At 45.6% G+C, this 16,500-nt stretch carries 13 protein-coding genes; 4 read left to right on the top strand and 9 right to left on the bottom strand.

The genetic code is table 11. From position 1 onward, the window contains the following. Nucleotides 1-57: 57 nt before the first annotated feature. The 6 genes from AAGC78_RS10030 to leuA all read right to left on the bottom strand — a co-directional run bounded on the left by AAGC78_RS10030 (nucleotide 58) and on the right by leuA (nucleotide 8,353). Entirely contained in the window at nucleotides 58-1,323 is a 1,266-nt protein-coding gene (locus AAGC78_RS10030; RefSeq protein WP_435783937.1) for an ABC transporter permease, read from the bottom strand. An 11-nt stretch (nucleotides 1,324-1,334) separates the two neighbouring features. After that, a complete protein-coding gene (locus AAGC78_RS10025) occupies nucleotides 1,335-2,573 on the bottom strand; it encodes an ABC transporter permease (RefSeq protein ID WP_435783936.1) in 1,239 nt (412 codons plus the stop codon). A 5-nt stretch (nucleotides 2,574-2,578) separates the two neighbouring features. After that, a complete protein-coding gene (locus AAGC78_RS10020) occupies nucleotides 2,579-3,307 on the bottom strand; it encodes an ABC transporter ATP-binding protein (protein ID WP_435783935.1) in 729 nt (242 codons plus the stop codon). Nucleotides 3,308-3,581: 274 nt separating this feature from the next. Then, the gene (locus AAGC78_RS10015) at nucleotides 3,582-4,853 is read right to left on the bottom strand and encodes an ABC transporter permease (protein ID WP_435783934.1); all 1,272 of its coding nucleotides are present in this window, start codon (nucleotides 4,851-4,853) and stop codon (nucleotides 3,582-3,584) included. A 10-nt stretch (nucleotides 4,854-4,863) separates the two neighbouring features. Beyond that, nucleotides 4,864-6,114 (bottom strand): ABC transporter permease, encoded by a 1,251-nt coding sequence (locus AAGC78_RS10010; protein WP_435783933.1) that lies wholly within the window; start codon nucleotides 6,112-6,114, stop codon nucleotides 4,864-4,866. Between the two features lie 571 nt (nucleotides 6,115-6,685). Then, entirely contained in the window at nucleotides 6,686-8,353 is a 1,668-nt protein-coding gene (gene leuA, locus AAGC78_RS10005; RefSeq protein WP_435783932.1) for a 2-isopropylmalate synthase, read from the bottom strand. A 384-nt stretch (nucleotides 8,354-8,737) separates the two neighbouring features. On the opposite strand from leuA, the gene AAGC78_RS10000 reads away from it, so the two are divergent. Together AAGC78_RS10000 and AAGC78_RS09995 are read left to right on the top strand one after the other, a co-directional pair. After that, entirely contained in the window at nucleotides 8,738-9,202 is a 465-nt protein-coding gene (locus AAGC78_RS10000; RefSeq protein ID WP_435783931.1) for an Lrp/AsnC family transcriptional regulator, read from the top strand. Between the two features lie 6 nt (nucleotides 9,203-9,208). Next, nucleotides 9,209-9,991 carry a TSUP family transporter gene (locus AAGC78_RS09995; RefSeq protein WP_435783930.1) on the top strand — a complete coding sequence of 261 codons (783 nt, stop codon included), beginning with the start codon at nucleotides 9,209-9,211 and terminating at the stop codon, nucleotides 9,989-9,991. 81 nt (nucleotides 9,992-10,072) lie between these two features. Here the strand turns inward: AAGC78_RS09995 and AAGC78_RS09990 are convergent, their stop codons facing one another. Continuing rightward, on the bottom strand, nucleotides 10,073-10,237 hold the full coding sequence (locus AAGC78_RS09990; protein ID WP_435783929.1) for a hypothetical protein: 165 nt from the start codon (nucleotides 10,235-10,237) through the stop codon (nucleotides 10,073-10,075). A 597-nt stretch (nucleotides 10,238-10,834) separates the two neighbouring features. On the opposite strand from AAGC78_RS09990, the gene AAGC78_RS09985 reads away from it, so the two are divergent. Continuing rightward, nucleotides 10,835-11,149 (top strand): helix-turn-helix transcriptional regulator, encoded by a 315-nt coding sequence (locus tag AAGC78_RS09985; RefSeq protein ID WP_435783928.1) that lies wholly within the window; start codon nucleotides 10,835-10,837, stop codon nucleotides 11,147-11,149. Then, nucleotides 11,142-12,404, top strand: a complete 1,263-nt coding sequence (locus AAGC78_RS09980) for a type II toxin-antitoxin system HipA family toxin (protein ID WP_435783927.1) — start codon at nucleotides 11,142-11,144, stop codon at nucleotides 12,402-12,404. Before AAGC78_RS09985 ends, AAGC78_RS09980 begins: the two co-directional genes overlap by 8 nt. A gap of 496 nt (nucleotides 12,405-12,900) precedes the next feature. Here AAGC78_RS09980 and gyrB read toward each other — a convergent pair whose 3' ends face one another. Beyond that, nucleotides 12,901-15,321, bottom strand: a complete 2,421-nt coding sequence (gene gyrB, locus AAGC78_RS09975) for a DNA topoisomerase (ATP-hydrolyzing) subunit B (protein ID WP_435783926.1) — start codon at nucleotides 15,319-15,321, stop codon at nucleotides 12,901-12,903. 81 nt (nucleotides 15,322-15,402) lie between these two features. Continuing rightward, the gene (gene recF / locus AAGC78_RS09970) at nucleotides 15,403-16,500 is read right to left on the bottom strand and encodes a DNA replication/repair protein RecF (protein WP_435783925.1); all 1,098 of its coding nucleotides are present in this window, start codon (nucleotides 16,498-16,500) and stop codon (nucleotides 15,403-15,405) included.

The raw sequence follows: 16,500 nt of genomic DNA, 5'->3' as shown, positions 1-16,500 counted from the left end.
GTGTCCTTCTTACGATTGCTGAAAATGAAGTTGTTAATAGTGTGTTACGTAAAAATATTATTCGTCTTGCAATGCCACGATTGGATTCACACCAGCTGCTTTTGCAGCGGGCATTAACGATGCCAGTAATCCGGAAATCACTAACACAACTACAGCACTGATGGCGGTATAAAAATCCACTTCCGGATTGCGGAACATACCCGCACTACCACCGTTGGCTTCCATCAAAGAATTAATTCCTTCGAGCAGTAATACGCCGACCACTAAACCGAAATAACCGGCAACTGCAGTAATAAAAACCGACTCCTGTACGATCATGCTGACAATTGAAAATGGTGTTGCGCCCAATGCTTTGCGCAAACCAATTTCGCGGGTGCGCTCTTTTACAACGATCAACATGATATTACCCACACCGATTGCGCCAGCCATGATGGTGCCAATCGCAACAATCCAACTGAATACATTGATACCGGTGAACAGGCCGTAAATTTTGTCGAATTCATTTTGCAAATTGAAACTACCGAATACGCCTGCATCGTTTGGATCAACTTTATTGCGCTCGAACAAATATTTTTTTACATCTGCTTCCGCTATAGCGGCATGCAACCCGGGTTTGGGAATTACTACAAAACTGCCCACCCAATCCACCTGATTAAATGCATAACGCAATGTGTCGTTAGGGATATAAATTTTTTCTTCTTCACTGGTGTTCGGATTGGTAGAACTGGATTTATATACGCCCACCACCTGAAAACTAATGCCCGATAAAGTAATGTCTGCACCGATTGGGTTTTGCCCCGGCTCAAACAAAATGTCTTTCACCCGCGTACCTATGATGGCGACTTTGCGCCGACGCTCATCATCAAGCTCGTTGATATAGCGACCCTCAATCACTTTTTGTTGATGAAGGTTAGCCATCCCAGCATGAGTGCCCTGAATAGAAAAGCTGCCGTTATTTTGTTTGTACACAGTGTAAACCGGAGATCCGCCCCAAATGCCCACACTATTTTGCGCGTAGATTTTTCCTACACTGGGAACGCTATTTCGTATAGCTTCCACATCTTCCACTTTTAAACGGATGTTTCGGCCAATGGGCATTCCTTGATACGCCAATTGCGTTGCGCCCTCTGACCAAATCCACGCGGACGGAGGAATTTCTTTAAAATCTTCCACCACACCATTTTCCAATGCTTTGCCCGCGCCCAATAAAACGGTCAGCATAAAAATGCCCCAGAACACACCAAAAGCAGTTAGCGCAGTACGCAATTTATGTTGATTAAGGGTAAGAAAAATTTCCTGCCACTTTTCAGTATCTATCATCATCGTGATGCTCCTTAATCCGCACGCATTGCTTCAATGGGCATAATGCGCGCCGCTTTTAACGCCGGCATTAAGCCAGCTAAAGCACCCGTAACCACTAATAAAATAATTGCTGTAATTGCCACTTTGAAATCGACTTCTGGACTTTGGAAAAAAGGTAAATTGGCTCCCGCTGAACGCAACGCAAACGAAATCAACTCCAACAAACCAACACCTAACGCGAGCCCCGCATAACCGGCAATCGCAGTGACCAAAATGGATTCCATTAATAATGTGCTTACAATTCCTGTCGGTGTTGCGCCCAGCGCTTTGCGTATTCCGATTTCACGGGTGCGTTCTTTCACGGTGATGATCATGATATTACTTACACCGACAATACCGGCCATTAACGTGCCCAGCCCCACAAACCAAATAAATCCGTTGATTGCGATAAATAATCCATTCACCATTTTTGCAGGTTCGGCCATATTGAATGAGCGAATTGCACGGCGATCTTCCGGTGATACCTGATGGCGCTGTTTTAATAATTGGATTACGCTTTCTTCCAATTTAAAACCATCTACGCCTTCCAATGGACGCAACCAGATTGAGCCGACCTTATCGCTGGTACCAAATAATTTTTGAAAGGTTGTCTGCGGAATATAGATGCGCTCGGAATCACGCCCACGATCACCTTTGTCATAAAACACACCGACCACTTTCATTACTACACCGTTAACACGGATATTTTTTCCAACCGGATCTACGTCTTTTCCAAACAGGCGCTCACTGACTGCTGTACCAATTACAGTGATCTTGCGTTGCTGGTCGTTGTCGAGCAGATTAACTTTGCGGCCGAAGTTAAACGGAATCGATTCCTTGATTTTAAAATAATCGTCGGGCACGCCATGCACACCAAAGCTTCCGGTTTTCTTTTCGTACACTAAAGAAATTCCACCGCGATTATTTTCAGCTGAAATAAAGCGCACACCCGGAACTTTTTGCTGAATTGATTTGATGTCGTCTTTGGTCAATTCGATGTAGCGACCCACACCTCTACCGTTATGGGCAACCGAGGTAGTACCTGTGTACACCACGATAAAGTCCATCACATCAGAACCAAAATCACTGTAGATACCGTTTTGCATTCCCCGCCCGGCACCGAGCAAAAGAATCAGCATGAAAATACCCCAGAACACACCAAAAGCGGTGAGTGCGGTGCGCAGCTTATTTTGGCGCAGGGTATAAAGGATTTCCTGAAAACCGTCGAACATGATGCTTACCCTAAAATTTCTTCTTCGTCCTGATCGGCGATTACTTCAGCGATATGCGAAGGCGAATGTTTACCAGAAATAATCAATCCATCCTTCAGCACAATCTGACGCTGCGTTTGGTCAGCAATATCTTGTTCGTGGGTTACGATTACGATGGTGTTGCCCATTTGATGCACTTCTTTCAGTAGTGCCATCACCTCGTGTGTTGTCTGGCTATCGAGTGCACCGGTAGGCTCGTCGGCGAGAATTACTTTGGGTTTGGTAACCAGTGCACGGGCAATCGCCACACGCTGTTTTTGTCCACCGGATAATTCATTGGGCATATGGTTGGCGCGATGGGACAAGCCCACCATTTCCAAATACTGCTCAGCGCGGTAGTTGCGCTCTTTGCGACCAACACCTTGGTAATAAAGCGGCAACGCAACATTTTCAGTAGCATTTTTAAACGGCAATAAATTGAACGACTGGAATACAAAGCCCAGCAATTCATTGCGCATTTTTGCGGCGGTTTTTTCTTTCAGGTTTTTGACTTCGCGCCCGGCGAGAAAATAATCTCCCTGGTCGTGGTTATCCAAAATACCGAGGATGTTAAGCAAGGTAGATTTACCCGATCCCGACGAACCCATAATCGATACCAGCTCACCTTCGCGGATGTGCAGGTCTATCCCCTTCAGTACATGCAGTGGATGTTCACCCGAGTGATAGTATTTATGGATATTATTTAATTTGATCATGGCGATCTCCTTTGGCATCGCAGGCACCGTTCAACAAGCAACTCTGCGACTATTTTATTTTCACGCAAGCTTAATGGCTTTTAACCGTTTTACCGGGTTTTTTACGCTGGCTTAACAATTTAGTGACATATGTAAGCCACCCTATTACTTATCACCACCAAAACTATTAACAGTTTGTAACAATCACACTGCTTAAGATTGACTCTCATCAAATCGGTTAACTACTAACTTTGATGCATTGCACTGGGATTTGGATTCATCCCGCTAAAATTATTTATTCATCTTGCAGCGCGACTATCGGATTAACCGATGCGGCTTTGATCGCCGGTAACAAGGCGGCCAATACCCCCGTTATCACCAACACCGCCAACGCGAGTAGCGCTGTGCCGATATCGATAAACGGTGATGCAAACATTCCATCGCCCTGCCCCAGCTTTACCAGCACGACTTTAATTACTTCCAGTAATACCACGCCTACCACCAAGCCGCTGTAACCCGCCAATAAAGTGATGACTAATGATTCATGCATAATCATTAAACTGATATTGAGTGGCGTTGCCCCCAGCGCTTTGCGCAAACCAATTTCGCGGGTGCGCTCCTTGATGACGATCAGCATGATGTTGCCCACACCAATAACACCGGCGATGATTGTCCCTATAGCTACCATCCAACTGAAACCTAAAATGCCCAGCACCAGGTTCTGTTGCTCTTTGAAAAATTTTTCGTGATTCCACGTGGCCAACACACCTTTATCATCGGGATGTACTTTTTTACGTTCGTAAATTAATTCTTTAACACGCTGTTCCAGATCCACTGCGCTATAACCCGGTTTGGGTGTGAAAAAAATCAGATCGAATTTTTCCATCGCATTAAATGCGCGCCGCGCCGTTTCATTGGGAACCATAATAGAGCTGTTGCTATCATCACCACCTTCACCGGTTGATATATTTTTATACACACCGATTACAACAAAATGTACGCCTTGAATGGAGATGGATTTTCCCAACACGCTTTTTTCATGTTTAAACAGCAGCTCTTTTACACGCGTTCCTATCACCGCAACTTTGCGTTTTTGCAATTCATCCAATTGATTGATGTAGCGCCCTTCAACGATCTTACTCATATTGCCAAATTCGTAGGGCAGCCATCCGGCGTGGCTACCTGACACCGAGAACGAACCTGATTCCTGTTCATAAATAACTTCCGTGGGTGAACCCCAACCGCCGATACTGTTTTTTCCATCGACCATTTTTACGCCGGGAACTTTTTCGCGAATCGCATCGACATCTTCCTGAGTCAAACCAATACGTCTGCCTTTACTTAACCCCATGTAAGGAAGTTGCGTAGAGTTGGATGACCACATCAACACTACGTTGGTATTTTCGCCAAAGTCACCGATGACTTTGTTACCAAAGCCAGTACCAAAACCCAGTAGCACTACCAACATCAAAATGCCCCAGAACACACCGAAAGCAGTCAGTGCGGTGCGCACTTTTTGTTTGCTGAGGCTTTTTAAAATTTCTTGCCACTTATCAATATCAATCATGGCGCTGTCCTTACTCCGCACGCATAGCTTCAATCGGCATAATGCGCGCCGCACGCAGCGCCGGCACTAAACCCGCAACTACACCGGCAATCACCAGCACCACTAACGCCATAAGTGCGATGTTGATATTAATTTCCGGCTGCTGGAAATAAGGTAATTGGATATTCATTTTGGTCAGCGCTGCCGAAGTACCTTCAAGCACCGCAACACCAAAAACCAAACCCGCATAACCCGCGATACCGGTTACCAATACCGATTCAAATAATAAAGCCCCTACGATTGAATTCGGATTTGCACCCAACGCCTTGCGTATGCCAATTTCGCGCGTGCGCTCCTTCACTGTAATAATCATGATGTTGCTCACCCCAACCACACCGGCAAGCAAAGTGCCTATACCCACAATCCAGATAAAAATATTAAGGCCGATAAATATTTTGTGAATTTCTTTAGCATCACGCGCTTTGTTGTTAATAAAAATTGCCCGTAGATCATCCGGCGCTATGCGTTGGCGCTGCTTGAGTAATGCCAGAATTTTTTCTTCCAACTCGATTGCATCAACACCCTCTTTCGGGCGCACGGTAATCAGCGATACTTCCCTGCCACCACCAAATGCTTTTTTAAACGCGCTCACCGGCATGTAGATTCTTTCCGACATCCGTCCTTGATTGCCTTTGTCGTAAAACAAACCAATCACGCGAAATGCGATACCGTTGATATGGATTTCTTTGCCGATGGCTTCGAGATGAGTAGTGAATAATCGCTCGCTCACACTGGTTCCGATCACCACCACTTTGCGGTTATCGTCCTGATCGAGAAAATTTAACCGGCGCCCCTCATCAAAACGCACTTTTTCTTTGATATTAAAATATTGGTCGGCAACACCCAGCACTCCAAATGAACCTGACTTGGGACCAAAGGTGACCGAGATATCGGAAGTGATAAATGAACCGAGGGGATTTTCGCTGGAGATATAGCGCACACCGGGCAGCTCACGGCGGATCGCATTCATATCGTCTTCGGTAAATTGGATTTGCCGGCCAATCGGCACACCTTTGAAGGCTACTGACGTAGTGGACGGAATAATCCAGATTGAATCGGCAACGTCATTGCTCCAACCATCGGACAGCGCTTTTTCCATTCCGCGCCCTGCGCCCAACAATAAAATCAGCATAAGCAACCCCCAGAAAACACCAAAGGCGGTGAGTCCGGTACGCAATTTATTTTGACGTAAGGTAAAGAGGATTTCTTGCAAACTATCCATGAGAAATTCCTGGTCTGAATACGCAGTACTACTTATCACACTCAATTGGTGCAGCAAGTTGGACACACACGCACTTCGTCTGGATTCACTTCCATTACTTTTATTATCAAGGCTACTGCTAAAACAACGCCGGTTGTTATTGAAAAACTTTCTTATTTAAAGAGTTTTAATGACGACGATATAGATACGCACATCAGCAAGCGGTTCCAGTATAAGCAGGTTTTTTTTCGTCAGCAGCGAGCAGCTAGTAAAGACGGTGTAAATTCTCTCCCGGGCAGCACCCCGGGAGAGAAGCTATTCCAGATAAAAACTGGTGTGCTGACTATCTGAAAAAGCGGTACTGCGAGACCACCAAATCCCAGGTTGGGGGTTATGGGAGTTGGGTAATCCCAATTGTATGATGCGGATTGTTTACCTTTGGATTCATTGACTGGGAATTCAGTAAATCGAATTAATAAAAAAGCGCAGCCCCTTTTTACTCATTCAGGGAACTGCGCTTTTTTACCTAACACGGGTTTGCTTGTTATTAACTGACTATTTCTTAACTAACTATTTATTAACTAACTCTTTATTAGCTAACAGCGCCGCTGCGGTTAACACCGTTGATCAGCGCTTTTACCGCTGAGGTAATGATGTTGCGATCCTGGCCTACGCCGTAAACCGGTTTACCATTTTTCACTTTGATTTCAACGTAGGTTACTGCTGCTACATCGGAACCTTCACCCACAGAATGTTCGTGATAGTCGATCACACTGACTTCACCGTCGATAAACTGGCTGATCGCATGGGCTGCTGCATCAATCGGTCCATTGCCACTACCACTGATCTGCACCGTTTGGTTTTGATGCTGCGCGTGGATAACAATATCAACTTGATGACTATCATCCTGCTCAGTGAACTTGCTCGATTGATAAGTGATAGGCGCATTCACTGCAAAATATTCGTCGTTAAAAATGCTGACGATATCGCTGCCCTTCACTTCTTTACCGGTGCTATCACTGACTTTTTGCACTGCAGCACTGAATTCAATTTGCAAACGACGCGGCAATTGCAAGCCAGCTTCTTGCTGCAACAAGAAACTCACTCCGCCTTTACCTGATTGTGCATTCACACGCACCACAGCGTCATAACTGCGGCTCAAGTCAGCCGGATCGATTGGCAAATAAGGTACTTCCCACAGGGTATTTTTCTTTTGTACCGCAAAGCCTTTTTTGATTGCATCTTGATGCGAACCAGAGAAAGCCGTGAATACCAATTCACCGGCGTAAGGATGGCGCGGATGCACTGGCAACTGCGTACACTCTTCATGCAACTTACGCACTTTGTCGATATCAGAAAAATCCAGACCGGGATGAACACCTTGCGAATACAAATTCAATGCGAGCGTAACCAAGTCAACATTACCCGTGCGTTCGCCGTTACCAAACAAACAACCTTCAACACGATCAGCACCAGCCATTACCGCCAATTCTGCTGCTGCAACAGCAGTACCGCGGTCATTGTGCGGATGCACGCTGATGATAATGGAGTCGCGGTTGTTGATATTGCGATGCACCCATTCGATTTGGTCTGCATAGGTATTCGGTGTATTCATCTCCACCGTTGCAGGCAAATTCAAAATCATTTTCTTTTGCGGCGTGGGTTGCCAGATTTCGGCAACGGCATCGCTCACTTCTTTTACAAAATCAATTTCAGTGGACGAAAATACTTCCGGTGAATATTGGAACGTCCAATCCACTTCCGCTGCTTTTGCCGTTAGTTCTTTACACCACTTGGTGCCCTGGATCGCAATGTTCTTCACACCTTCTTTATCGGTGTTGTACACAATTTTGCGGAATGCCGGCGCCAATGGATTGTACATGTGCAGAATAGCGCGCTTGGCGCCGCGCAAACTCTCCACGGTTTTTTCGATCAAGTCGTAACGCGCTTGCACCAATACTTCGATGGTGACATCGTCGGGAATCAAATTCTCTTCGATCAAAATACGCGTGAAGTTGAAATCAATTTCACTTGCTGAGGGAAATCCGATTTCGATTTCTTTAAAGCCAATTGCCACCAATTCTTTAAACATACGCAATTTGGTTGCAACTGACATGGGGTCGATTAGCGCCTGGTTGCCATCACGCAGGTCTGTGCTCATCCAGATCGGCGGTTTTTCAATGTGCTTGTTGGGCCATTGGCGGTCGGGCAAAGACACGCCGACAAAGCGCTGGTACTTGCTGGATGGATTGGAAAGCATAATCGACTCCGAAAATTTTTTGCCTGGGCTGTTTAGACAGTCGCCTAAGGTGTATGGAGAACCTCTGAATAATCCGCCGGGTAAGCGATTACCCAGAGGCTCCCATGAGCTGTAGTAAGTTCTTGTGGTTTTGGTCAATAACGGGCCCGGTTTGGTAGGCAGTTAAGGGTAATCAACTGCCGGTTTCCGGTGATGCGGTCGCACGGGTAAAAACCCCTTTCCGGCGCGGATAGCGCTGAGCCTTCTATCAACATGTGGCTAGTATAGGGAATTGAGCTTGGCAGATGATTGCGAAGCTTGTGTTAATATAGCCAGTAGAACAATATTATTGCTGTAAATTGATATTTATTGAAATTATTGGTTAATTAACTGGAGTTTACCGCTATGGAACTGGATCGCTATGATCGTTTGATTCTGGAGGCCTTGCAGCAGAATGGCCGCATCTCCAACCAGGAGCTGGCCGACAGCATCAGCCTGTCGCCCTCGCCTTGTTTGCGCCGGGTGCGGGCGCTGGAAGAGTCCGGGCTTATCGACGGCTATGTCACCCTGCTCAACGCCCGTAAACTGGGGCTGACGCTGGTGTCATTCGTGCAGATCAGTATGGATAAACACACGCCTGATCGATTCGAAGTATTTGAGCGGACGGTGGCGGATTATCCCGAAGTGTTGGAGTGCCATCTTATTACCGGGCAATCCGCTGATTACTTATTGAAAGTGATCGTAAAAGACATGGATGCCTACCAGCAATTTTTGTTACAAAAGCTATTGGCTATTGAGGGTGTAGGCGGGGTTCATTCGTCATTTGTGTTGAAGTCTCCGATTGATAAAACGGCGTTGCCGGTGGGGTAGTTGTTGATGGCTGATTTGCAGTTCTATCAGTATGTGTTGATCGCATTGATTTTTGTATGGAGTGGTTTTGTTCGCTCGGGTTTGGGATTTGGCGGTGCAGTTATGTCGCTGCCGCTGTTGTTATTAATCGACAATCAACCACTGGTGTATTTGCCGATTATTGCGGTGCATTTACTATTTTTTTCGTCGATTACGGTTTGGCAGAATTATCAGAAAAACAAAAAGTCACTTACAACGTCTGACATAACAACCAGCACCATCGATTGGGATTACCTGAAAAAATCGATGAAAATAATGATTATTCCCAAGCTAATTGGCGTTGCGGGAATACTCACCTTACCAGCGTCATTAATGACCGCCATTATTTTTGCCATAGTTTCGGTTTATTCCATTAGCTACATTTTTGACAAACCATTCAAAAGTAGTAATCCATTATTGGATAAATTTTTTCTAGTGTTAGGTGCTTATATCAGTGGTACTTCGTTAATTGGAGCACCACTGATTATGGCGGTGTTTTCGCATCACGTGAGTAAATTGCAGTTACGCGATACGCTATTTGTGCTTTGGTTTATTTTAGTTGTTATCAAGATGGTGGCCTTTGTTATTGCCGGTGTTGATCTGCAACTGGAGGCGCATCTGTGGCTATTACCCGCTGCTACACTCGGCCATTTAATCGGCTTGCGTTTTCATCAAAAACTTCTCAGTAGCGATCCAAAAATTTTCTATCGTGTTATTGGCTTTTCATTGCTAGGTGTAAGCTTGATGGGAATTGCCTCGCTGCTGCTATGAAATATCCAATATTGACGACTAGTACACAAATTAAATTACAACAAAAATAAAGGGGCTGATTAGCCCCTTTATTTTTGAAATTTATTTTGCGGCTTTGCGCTCACGGCGGTCAGCCTTGCGTCGCTCTTGAGGTACATCTTGCGGTATACCTTCACGATATTGGCGTCTGTCTGCTCGTTGGCGTTCCTCCAGTGCATCCTCAATCTGAGTTAATAACACCTTCGGCGTTTTGTTCTCACTTGTCATTAAAGTCTTCCCACTACACAGTTAATCTTATTCAAAACTATCGACTACGACCTGAGTATAGACTAGCCAAAATCGAATAATTGTGAATTTGACGACATTTTTTATTTCATTTGTGCATATAAAAAGCCGAATTCTTGCGAATCCGGCTTTCTATTTTATATATAAAATAAACTATAAATTTAAATAATTTAATAGTGTGGGTTATCACAAAAACTGAATATATATGTCATTGATTTATATTAACTTTTTTCATTTTTTATGATTGCAAAATCAGTCTCGATTTACATCATTTAATGCTCAAATCCACATGTTTTTTTAGATTAATTGCATAATTACCTATATATCAAATACTTATATGTAGATAATTACTCAAAATCACACTTACTTTCCACATCCATGCTCAACCATTTACTAGGCGAATTTCAAAGTCCAGTCCACTCTTAGTGGTTGTATGTTAGTTAACTTAATTCTCAAATATTTTGTATTAACAATGAAATAAAAACTTAATTCACAATATATGTGAATTATTGTGCTGTTATTTTTCCTGTTCCACTATACTGTCATAAGTGTTATTTGATCACAAAATGGGCAGACTGTATGGATTTGGGATTCAAAAAACCTGAGGAGATAGTGAAGATTCTTTGCGAAAGACTTCGTAAAGAACGCCTCTCACAGGAAATGTCCCAGGGGGATGTGGCCGCCAGAGCTGGTCTAAGTACCAATACCGTCAGTAACCTTGAGGCTGGCAGGGGTGTCGGATTTGAAAACATTATTCGCGTTGCGCGCGTACTTGGCAGGGCAAACGAATTAGATGACCTTTTCAGCCCACGGCTAACAAGCTTGAGTGATATCCAGCGTTATGAAGAAAACGCGCACCGCCACCGGGCCAAGAGAAAGCCATCCAATGATTAAACAAGTTGATGTTTATTACGATGGTTGGGGCGAGCACTGGCTTTGGGGGTCACTAGTCTCCACCACTATCGCTGGCGGTCGCCCGACGATTTTCTTTGAATATAGCGATCAAGCCAGGCAAAAAGGCTACGAACTTTCCCGCCATAAATTGCCACTGGCGACCAATCAATTCGTCGGTCGCTTTCCTGATCACCAAATGGGATTACCCGGCCCCGTCTATGACTCCTTGCCAGATGGTTGGGGTCTCTTGCTTATGGATCGTCTTTTTCGGCGTCGAGGCTTGGACATCAGCAACATTACCCCCTTGGATCGCTTGACCTACATTGGTGATAGCGCGATGGGAGCATTGTCTTTTAAACCAATTGCTTCCGATATAGATAGTAGCCAGCCCCACATTCCAATTGAGCAACTTGCTGCCGAAATTCAAGAGATTGTCAGCGGTCATGGCAGTGAATTTTTAGAGCGTATCGTAAAAATTGGTGGTTCCCCACAGGGTGCCCGACCAAAAGCACTGGTATTCCGCTGCCCGATCACTGGAACCTTTTCAACAGTTTCTCATCCTGGTTGGGAGGCTTGGCTCATCAAATTTCCAGCCGCCCAGGAAAACGCGGAAGTTTGTGCCATAGAGTATGTTTATGCCGAGTGCCTACGTGCCTGTGGAATCGCTACTCCAGATACCCAACACTTTATTATGAATAATGGATTAGCCGCTTTCGCGAGCAAGCGATTTGATCGCCAGGGCGATATTAAGATTCCTATGCAAAGCCTTGCTTCATTCACAGGAGCAGACTTCAGGTCTCCCGGTTCACTGGATTACGCTACATTTTTACGCGCAACCGAAGTGTGTACAAACGATGTTCGCGAAAAAAAGTTTGCCTTTGAGCGAGCTGTTTTCAATGTGGCATTCAATAATCGGGATGATCACCCGAAAAATTTTGCCTATCTCATGTCCGCTAAAGGGCAATGGACACTAGCACCAGCATTTGATGTGACTTTTTGCAATGGCCCAGCTGGCTATCATCAAATGGATGTAATGGGTGAAGCTCTGAAGATTAACCGCAGACAGATGATATCGCTCGGCGTTGATGAAGCAGAACTGACCCGCGAAAACGCTGAAGTTATAATCGACCGCATTTGTACAATTGCCAGCAGGTTTAATGACATAGCAAACCAACTTATACCGGACGCTATCACCCAAGAAACTTTGCAGTTGATTCAGAAAAAAATTGATAGGAATGTTGTTTTGCTGTCTTAGCGTATGCGTTCAGAATTTCTCGATTAGTGAATTAACCGTGCGTAACACCTAGTACTTCATTTTTCGCGGCAGCAATCATTCTCATTTGACTCATCATTGACTATGCCGATTGCAAATCAGATATAAAAAGACAATCGATTATCTGCTTCTGACGACATAATGCCACTCCATGGTTGAGCATGCTCAGGAGCTATGCATCAAGGATGTACTATGAGTTTATAGATATAGTTCTTGTCTATTATAGATTTGCTAGTTAAAACTAACACAGCTTAATGGCATGGAATTCTTTATTTTTCTCAAATCTAATGTAATAGATGTAACCGATTACACCAGAAAACCTCTAATATTTCGAGATTGATCTACTCTCTGTATTGTAAAGATATATGAAAAGAAAAAAGCCATAACCTATTGATTATAATAGAGTTATGGCCTTTCCATCTTGGACAGCTTATGCGCTAAATGGACAATTTATGTGATAACCCACAAAATAGTTTTATTAAATATCCAAGTTGGCTACGGCCAGTGCGTTAGTCTCGATGAAGTCACGGCGAGGTTCCACGTTATCACCCATCAAGCAGGTGAAGATTTGGTCGGCAGCGATGGCATCTTGGATAGTTACGCGCAGCATGCGACGGGTTTCCGGGTTCATTGTAGTTTCCCACAATTGCTCCGGGTTCATCTCACCCAGACCTTTATAACGCTGGATGTTGTAGCCTTTACGCGACTCTTTCATCAACCACTCAAGGCCTTCAGCAAACTTGAACAGAGGTTGTTTACGTTCGCCGCGCTGGATGTATGCGCCATCTTCAATCAGGTTTTCCAGCTTGCTACCAAGGGAGACGATAGAAGCATATTCGCCTGAAGCAAAGAAGTCGTGGTTGAACGGGTAAGGGGTAGCTATACCGTGCGCCGTAATTTCAACTTGCGGCAGGAACAGGTGACGCTCGCTATCTTCACGCACGGTGATGATGTAACGCTGGCTACCGGCGCGGGCATCAATGCTGAAATGCGCGGCCATCTGGTCACACCATTGCTGCATATGACCTTGGTCAGCCAGATGCTCAGGGCGAATTGCCGGCAAGTAGATCATTTTTTCAAGCACGTCGGCTGGATAGAGACGCGACAAGCGCTCGATAGTCGCCATTACCTTACGATATTCCTGCACTAGATTCTGCAGTGCTTCACCTGCGATAGGTGGTGCACTAGGGTTGACGTACAGGGCTGCATCTTCCAAAGCTGCCTGGGTCAGGAACTCAGTCATGGCCGCTTCGTCCTTCAGGTATTGCTCCTGCTTACCCTTGGCAATTTTGTACAAGGGTGGTTGGGCGATATAGATGTGGCCGCGCTCAATCAACTCACGCATCTGACGGAAGAAGAAAGTCAGCAACAGGGTACGAATGTGGGAACCGTCGACGTCGGCGTCGGTCATGATAATGATGCTGTGATAGCGCAGTTTTTCCGGGTTGTAATCTTCTTTACCAATACCGCAGCCTAGCGCAGTAATGAGCGTTCCCACTTCCGCACTGGACAGCATCTTGTCGAAACGCGCCTTTTCTACGTTGAGAATCTTACCTTTAAGCGGCAGGATCGCTTGGGTTTTACGCGCGCGCCCTTGCTTGGCCGAACCACCTGCAGAGTCACCCTCTACCAGGTAGAGTTCGGAAAGCGCTGGATCTTTCTCCTGGCAGTCCGCCAATTTACCAGGCAAGCCAGCAATATCCAGTGCACCCTTACGACGGGTCATCTCACGGGCTTTACGCGCAGCTTCACGGGCGCGGGCGGCATCGATCATCTTACCCACGATGGATTTGGCTTCTTGCGGGTTTTCCAGCAAGTAAGCACCGAAATGTTCATTCATCTCCTGCTCTACCGCGGTTTTCACCTCGGAAGACACCAGCTTGTCTTTGGTCTGGCTGGAGAATTTAGGATCAGGCACTTTTACCGAGATAATCGCAGTCAGGCCTTCACGCGCATCGTCACCGGTAGTGGCAACTTTGGCGTTTTTAGCGATACCTTCTTTCTCGATATAGGTATTCAAACCACGGGTCAGCGCCGCGCGGAAGCCCGCCAAGTGCGTACCGCCATCGCGCTGCGGGATATTGTTGGTGTAGCAGAACAGGTTTTCTTGGAAGGAATCATTCCACTGCAACGCCACTTCAACGCCAATACCATCCTCACGTTTGATTGAAACAAAGTGCACCATCTTATTAATGGTGGTCTTGTTCTTGTTCAGATGATCTACAAACGCACGTAAACCACCTTCGTATTGATAGATCTCTTCCTTAGCGGTGCGCTCGTCTTTCAATACAATGCGTACACCGGAGTTTAAAAAAGAGAGTTCGCGCAGACGTTTTGCCAGTAATTCGAAGTGGAATTCGATATTGGTAAAGGTTCCAGCGGAGGGTTTGAAGTGGACTTCAGTTCCTGTAGTAGTTGAATCACCCACCACTGACAGCGGTGCATCAGGCACACCGTGGCGATAAATTTGCTCGTGGATCTTGCCACCACGGCGAATAGTCAGCTTCAGATATTCAGAGAGCGCGTTTACTACCGACACACCTACACCATGCAGACCACCGGAAACCTTATAGGTATTGTCATCAAACTTACCACCCGCATGGAGAATGGTCATGATAACTTCCGCAGCCGATACACCCTCTTCGTGCATTTCGGTCGGCATACCCCGGCCGTTGTCAGATACAGAGACGCTTTCATCAGGGTGAATAGTCACGCGCACCTCATCGCAATGACCGGCAAGTGCTTCATCGATAGAGTTATCCACGATTTCAAACACCATATGGTGCAAGCCTGAACCATCATCGGTGTCGCCAATGTACATCCCTGGGCGCTTACGCACCGCATCCAAGCCCTTAAGGACTTTAATACTGGACGAGTCGTAAACATTCTCTTCTGACATAGCTATTCTCCGCTTTTTTGTTCAGTAGCAACCAACATAAGCAGGTTGCGCATAATCTCATTAGGCAATAACTGGAGGGAATTAACTCACCTCAGTTACCCTACCCTGTTCCACGTGGAACATTTTAGGGATAATCTCAGTCTTATCACGCCAACTGGAAAGCAATGTTTCAGCCTCTACCCCGGTAATAAATACCTGGGTGTTCATGGTATCAAGCCAATGAACCAGCAACGCGCGATGTTTTTCATCCAATTCAGCCGGTAGATCATCTACCAAGTAGATCGACTTACGGCCAGTAATCCTGCTAAATACATAGCCTTGGGCAATTTTGAGTGCACAGACTAGCAGCTTTTGTTGACCACGCGAGAGTACTTCAGCGGCATCCAAGCCATTCACCGTTATTTTTAAATCTGCCCTATGACTACCGGAATGGGTATAACCTTGACGCTTATCGCGCTCAAAGGTATCGGCAAGGACGTCATGATAGGACTTATCCTTATCCCAGCCGCGATAGTATCTGAGTGCAATACCATCGATATTGATAAATTCCTTCAGCAATACAGCAAATGTTTCATCAAACTGCGCCATACACTGGGTGCGAAACTCGTGGATCTTATTCGTTAAATCAACGAGTTCCCTATCCCAAGGGGCTAGTTCAAAAGGATCTATTCTATCACGCCGCAGCAGGCTATTGCGGTGTTTAAGGCAGCGCTGAATAGCTTTCCACGCTGGGAAGAAATTAGGTTCCACGTGAAACACTAACCAATCAATAAACTGCCGCCTGACTTTAGGGCTACCTTCCAACAATAAAAAGGTATCGGAATTAATCACCTGCACCGGAAGATATGCCGCGAGATCAGCGGCAGAAGGAACCAAAACCCCATTAGCTTTAAAACTGGCTTCTCCATCCAGATGTCGGCTTATTCCAATCGGCACATCCGACTCATCATCCGTATGCACACGGCCAAACACCGTAAAGGATTTCTGATGATGATTAATAAGCGGCTTATGCTTGTGACTGCGAAAAGAACGACCCAAGGCAAGCAGGTTTATGGCTTCCAGTACACTGGTTTTGCCTGAACCATTCTCACCGTAGATAAGATTAACCCGCAAAGAAGGCGTGATATCCACTCCTTCCAAATTGCGCAGGTTTTGAATAAAGAGGCGTTTTAAGGTCAT

The organism is Cellvibrio sp. (assembly GCF_039207905.1).
Lineage (GTDB): Bacteria > Pseudomonadota > Gammaproteobacteria > Pseudomonadales > Cellvibrionaceae > Cellvibrio.
The sequence above is the reverse complement of the archived record's forward strand: the minus strand, read 5'-3'. Positions and strand labels throughout refer to the sequence as shown.

Bases quoted from the DNA above. Each gene is read 5' to 3' on its own strand.
- AAGC78_RS10025 (WP_435783936.1), bottom strand. From the start codon at position 2,573: ATGTTCGACGGTTTTCAGGAAATCCTTTATACCCTGCGCCAAAATAAG.
- AAGC78_RS10020 (WP_435783935.1), bottom strand. From the start codon at position 3,307: ATGATCAAATTAAATAATATCCATAAATACTATCACTCGGGTGAACAT.
- leuA (WP_435783932.1), bottom strand. From the start codon at position 8,353: ATGCTTTCCAATCCATCCAGCAAGTACCAGCGCTTTGTCGGCGTGTCT.
- AAGC78_RS09995 (WP_435783930.1), top strand. From the start codon at position 9,209: ATGGCTGATTTGCAGTTCTATCAGTATGTGTTGATCGCATTGATTTTT.
- AAGC78_RS10010 (WP_435783933.1), bottom strand. From the start codon at position 6,114: ATGGATAGTTTGCAAGAAATCCTCTTTACCTTACGTCAAAATAAATTG.
- AAGC78_RS10015 (WP_435783934.1), bottom strand. From the start codon at position 4,853: ATGATTGATATTGATAAGTGGCAAGAAATTTTAAAAAGCCTCAGCAAA.
- AAGC78_RS09990 (WP_435783929.1), bottom strand. From the start codon at position 10,237: ATGACAAGTGAGAACAAAACGCCGAAGGTGTTATTAACTCAGATTGAG.
- AAGC78_RS09980 (WP_435783927.1), top strand. From the start codon at position 11,142: ATGATTAAACAAGTTGATGTTTATTACGATGGTTGGGGCGAGCACTGG.
- recF (WP_435783925.1), bottom strand. From the start codon at position 16,500: ATGACCTTAAAACGCCTCTTTATTCAAAACCTGCGCAATTTGGAAGGA.
- gyrB (WP_435783926.1), bottom strand. From the start codon at position 15,321: ATGTCAGAAGAGAATGTTTACGACTCGTCCAGTATTAAAGTCCTTAAG.
- AAGC78_RS10000 (WP_435783931.1), top strand. From the start codon at position 8,738: ATGGAACTGGATCGCTATGATCGTTTGATTCTGGAGGCCTTGCAGCAG.
- AAGC78_RS10030 (WP_435783937.1), bottom strand. From the start codon at position 1,323: ATGATGATAGATACTGAAAAGTGGCAGGAAATTTTTCTTACCCTTAAT.
- AAGC78_RS09985 (WP_435783928.1), top strand. From the start codon at position 10,835: ATGGATTTGGGATTCAAAAAACCTGAGGAGATAGTGAAGATTCTTTGC.